The sequence below is a fragment of the Streptomyces sp. URMC 124 genome, from assembly GCF_051386455.1.
In the GTDB taxonomy this organism is placed as follows: domain Bacteria; phylum Actinomycetota; class Actinomycetes; order Streptomycetales; family Streptomycetaceae; genus Streptomyces.
The window spans coordinates 1-966 of record NZ_JBPQTS010000338.1; the positions used below are offsets into that span (position 1 = coordinate 1).

General features: G+C 81.4%; 1 protein-coding gene. It reads right to left on the minus strand.

Translation table 11 applies throughout. The annotated features are described in order from the left end of the window. Positions 1-426 precede the first annotated feature (426 nt). Complete coding sequence (locus ACSNOG_RS32795; protein WP_436756343.1) at positions 427-657, minus strand: hypothetical protein; 231 nt, start codon at positions 655-657, stop codon at positions 427-429. Positions 658-966 lie beyond the last annotated feature (309 nt).

Here is a 966-nt window from a genome sequence, read left to right on the forward strand (position 1 = left end):
GTTCCGGTCGACCGGGCGGTGCGGGTACCGGACAGCCGGGTGGGCAGGGGGCCGGGCCGCCGGTCCGGCGGATGGCCAGGCCGCCGGAGGTGGGCTCGATGGCCATAACGCGGGTCGCCCCGGCGGGGGGAGCGCTGGGTATCCCGGCGGGCCGGGCGCGGGCTCGTCGGGCGGCCTGGGATCTGGGTTGCCGGCTGGACAGGGCTCCGGGTATCCGGGTGGGCAGGATGCTGCCCTCCCCGGTGGGCCGGGCGCGGGATTCCCGGAAGGGTGGGGCAACGGTCGTCCGGGTGGTCAGCAAGGTTCCGGTCGACCGGGCGGTGCGGGTACCGGACAGCCGGGTGGGCAGGGGGCCGGGCGCACGGCCGCCGGACAGCCCGGCCGGGAAGGCGGGCCGCGGCAGGTGCGGTCTGCGGCCATTGCGGCCTATCGCGAAGGGGCCGCCCGGGCCGCGGCCGCCCGCGCTGCCGCGAGGAACGCGCCGCGCGCGACGCCGCAGGGCTCGTCCACCTGGGGCGGCGGCAGCGCCGCCAGCGGCTCCGCCCCGGTGCCCTCGCCCCGGGCCGCCGGGCCGGGGCGTACGGACGCCGCCCGGCCGGACGTCCCCGAGGTGAAGCTCCCCGGGACGGCCGCCTCCTGGCCCAGCCTCCCGGGCATGACCCCCGGCCCGCCCTCCGGTCCGACCCCGGGCCGCGCGCCCGCGACCCCGGCCAGCGGCAACGGCGCCGTCTCCGGAGCCGCGCCCGCACCCGCGCCTTACCGTCCGCCGGTCACTCCGCCGCGGCCGCCTGCCGGTCCCGCCGGTGGCAAGGGTGCCGCGCCCGGATCCGTGCCTTACCGCCCCGCGGCCCCCGCCGGAGGCAACGGCGCCGCGCCCGGATCCGCTTTCGTACCGGCGCCTGAGCGTCCCGCGGTCACTCCGCCCCGCGCGCCTGCCGCCCCCACCGGTGGTAACGGCGCCGCGCC